Annotated in this window: 4 protein-coding genes; all 4 read left to right on the forward strand. The window is 65.1% G+C overall.

What is annotated here, in order from left to right:
• Nucleotides 1-134: 134 nt before the first annotated feature.
• Genes WDA27_15110 through WDA27_15125 form a run of 4 tightly spaced genes read left to right on the forward strand, consistent with a single transcriptional unit; the run spans nt 135 to nt 2,939 of the window.
• Nucleotides 135-551: a GIY-YIG nuclease family protein gene (locus WDA27_15110; GenBank protein MFA5892253.1), complete on the forward strand. Its 417-nt coding sequence runs from the start codon at nt 135-137 to the stop codon at nt 549-551.
• Nucleotides 548-856, forward strand: a complete 309-nt coding sequence (locus WDA27_15115; GenBank protein MFA5892254.1) for a hypothetical protein — start codon at nt 548-550, stop codon at nt 854-856. The genes WDA27_15110 and WDA27_15115 overlap by 4 nt, the downstream gene beginning before the upstream one ends.
• The gene (locus WDA27_15120; GenBank protein MFA5892255.1) at nt 856-2,496 is read left to right on the forward strand and encodes a tyrosine-type recombinase/integrase; all 1,641 of its coding nucleotides are present in this window, start codon (nt 856-858) and stop codon (nt 2,494-2,496) included. Before WDA27_15115 ends, WDA27_15120 begins: the two co-directional genes overlap by 1 nt.
• 47 nt (nt 2,497-2,543) lie before the next feature.
• Nucleotides 2,544-2,939, forward strand: a complete 396-nt coding sequence (locus WDA27_15125; GenBank protein MFA5892256.1) for a hypothetical protein — start codon at nt 2,544-2,546, stop codon at nt 2,937-2,939.
• The last annotated feature ends 86 nt before the right edge of the window (nt 2,940-3,025 follow it).

The following is a 3,025-nucleotide window of genomic DNA, read 5'->3' on the forward strand; positions in this document are numbered from 1 at the left end:
GCGTGCTGCTCACCGGAGCACCAACGCGACCCCATCTACCAGGACGAAGACCCCCACAGCTTCGAGCCGTGCGATGTGTGCGGGCTGGAATGCAACGAGGCGGCGAGGGAGTGGAGGGCGGAGAGGGGATGACGATGAATCTCAAACAGTACGCAGCAAGCCGCGGCATCAAGGCCGGAACGGTCAAGCGTTGGGCAACAGAGGGTATGCCGGTGCATCGCATCGCTTCCGCGGTTCGAGTTGTCGAATCCGAAGCCGACGATTGGGTGGAGCACCGATACCCGAACACGATCGCCCGTCACCGAACGTCGATGGTCTACATTGCTCGCGACCCGTACAGCAAGCGCATCAAGATCGGCTACTCGACGGACGTTCCTCGGCGCATGGCCGAGATCGCCGCCAACACCGGTGGAGCTGAGTTGCTGTGCTCGTTCGCCGGCGACGCCCGTCTCGAGCGGCTGCTCCACGAACGGTTCGCATCTGCCCGCGTTGACGGCGAGTGGTTCGAGCCCGTGCCCGAGCTGTTGGAGTTTGCAAGGTGCGCGGCATGACTGAGTCCGATCTACTTCGGGCGCTGTCCAAGGCTCTGCTGATCGTTGCCGATCAGATGCAGGTGCCGACACCTACGCCGGCGAAAGAGCACGAGCCGAAGTACATGCGCGTCCGGGACTTCGCCCGCAGTCGAGGGTATTCGGAGAGCACGATCCGATCGTGGGTTCGCGTTGGAATGCCTCATGTTCCTTCGGGGCGAGGGTCACGCATCCTTGTCGCCGGCGCCGATGAATGGATCTCGGCCGGTGGCGCCCGTCTTGCCATCGAACGTCGAGCCGTAGCAGAAACCAGAAAGGCTTCGTGATGCCTCGCAAGATCAAACGTGGATGGTCGATCTTCCAACGCGCGGACGCTGATGGAAAGCGCGTGCTCGTGTTGGCATACCAACGCGGTGACGCGTCCTGGGGGCAGCATCGGTTGCCCGACACCATCAGGGGCAAGCACGAGGCGGATCGGTACGCCGCGACGTGGATCGCAGAACAGCGGGCGAACGGAAAACTCGATGCCCCGCTCCGACGTGGTGAGTCCGCGACCATTGCGGAACTGTTCCCCCGCTGGCTCAAGTTGCGGGAAGCGAATCCTCGGCTCAAGGCGAGCACCGTCGCGGACAACAAGAGCCACGGCGCAGCCCATATCCTGTCGACGCTTGGGCCGGTCGCCGTTGACACTCTGACGGTCCCCAGGCTGCGCGAATGGGTTCGGCTCATCCGTGGTCGGGTGCAGAGCGCAAGCGCGGCACGCAACATCCTGGCGACGCTGTCGAGCTTCCTGGGTGACTGCATCGCCGAGGGGTGGACCGTGCTGCGAGAGAACCCAGGGGCTGCGAAGCCGGTGCGCGCGGAGCTGCCGGAAGTGACCCGCGATGACGTAGTGTTCCTCTCGCTCGACCACGCGCAGACGCTCGTGGACTGCGCCGGCGTGCCCGTAGACCGCGCCGTTCGCTACGTGCTGGGCTTCCTGACGGGAATGCGGGACGGCGAGCTTGCGGGCGGCTCCATGGCCGACGTCCATCTTGATGACGTGGTGCCGACGTGGCACGTGGTCCGTGCCTGCCAGTGCAAGGGCGAAGCTGGGTACGCCACCATGGGCACGCCCAAGACCCGCCGAAGCAAACGGATCATCCCGCTTCACCCGACCGCAGTCGCGGCGCTTCGTTGGTGGTTTGATGACGGATGGCCCATGCTCATGGGGCGCGACCCCAAGCCCGAGGATCCCGTGTTCCCGTCGCCGGTGTCGGGCGAGCACTACCGCCCGAGGTCCGCCGACCTCATCCGCGACGACTTGCGCAGCGCCGGCGCACCGGTGGCGCCAGGGGTTGACTTCCGCGCGTGCCGTCGCAGCTTCGCGACCTGGCTTTACGAGGCCGGGGTAGACGAGGAAACGCGCGGCCGGCTCATGGGCCACGCACCGCAGTCGGTTACGTCCGACCACTACACCGCCACGGTTCTTGCCCGCCTGTCCGAAGCTGTGGCAAGGATCCCGTTGCGGTGCATCCGTTGTGCGGAGTATTGTGCACCTCGCACAATCATCGACGTCGCAGCAGGACAGAAAAGCCACGAACCACCGAAGCAATCCGACGAATCCGCCCCCGTAGCTCAGGGGATAGAGCAGCGGTTTCCTAACACGTCGGGCTCGACGGCGAGGATCGACGATGAGATCGAACCGCTTGAATTGTCGCCGGCCTACGCTGCGCTGATCAGCGGCGCGAGCGGCAACGACGCGCGCAAAACGACCTCCGCACAATGGGCGCACAACGGCCGAGGAGCCAATCTGCGAGCCGCCCAGACCCGCCGAAACCGGCAGGCGGAAGCTGGGCAGCTCCTGGGCGCCGCGGTCACCATCGCGCAAGACAGCGGGCGGCCAGATGATGTGCGCCGGCGCGAGGTTCATGCCCTGCTGCGCAGGACGGCCGAGTTGTTGGAGCGGGAGAAGGATGCCAGTTGACCCGCCCCTCGCTTGCCGGGAGGTTGACGGGGGAGAGCGGAGAGAACATGAAAACGATCGAAGCGTACAGGCTGTTTCGCATTGGTTCAGACGGCTCGCCGATGGTCTTGTTCCACGGGTTCGATCACGGCGGGAGACGCACCAGAAAGGTCCCGTTCGATGTCCTGCTGCGGGCGGAGGAACGACACGTGTGGAACCCAGGAGCGCGCACCGGCCCGGGGTTCACGTCGGGTTGGCACGTGCTTCTGGATCGTGATGCGTGCCTCGAATACCGTCGCAGGTTCGTTTCCGGCGTGGTCGTGTGTCGGGTGATGGTGGCCGATCTGCGTCCCAAACCGCGCGGGCGATGCGACGTGCAACTTGCGCGGTACATGATGTTGTCGCGCGAAGATTGGATGCGGGCGTTGACGCCTGCCCTCCGAAGCCGTATGCTAGCAGCATGACAACTGCACCGCGCAAAACACAGGGCAGGCCGAAGGTGGACGAACCGCGAGAGCGCGTCACCATCCGCCTGCGACCGTCCGAATAC

Source organism: Actinomycetota bacterium (assembly GCA_041658565.1).
Classification (GTDB): Bacteria; Actinomycetota; AC-67; order AC-67; family AC-67; genus JBAZZY01.

What these genes read in the sequence shown, in the direction of transcription:
- WDA27_15115 (MFA5892254.1), top strand. Translation starts at nt 548, where the DNA reads ATGACTGAGTCCGATCTACTTCGGGCGCTGTCCAAGGCTCTGCTGATC.
- WDA27_15120 (MFA5892255.1), top strand. Translation starts at nt 856, where the DNA reads ATGCCTCGCAAGATCAAACGTGGATGGTCGATCTTCCAACGCGCGGAC.
- WDA27_15125 (MFA5892256.1), top strand. Translation starts at nt 2,544, where the DNA reads ATGAAAACGATCGAAGCGTACAGGCTGTTTCGCATTGGTTCAGACGGC.
- WDA27_15110 (MFA5892253.1), top strand. Translation starts at nt 135, where the DNA reads ATGAATCTCAAACAGTACGCAGCAAGCCGCGGCATCAAGGCCGGAACG.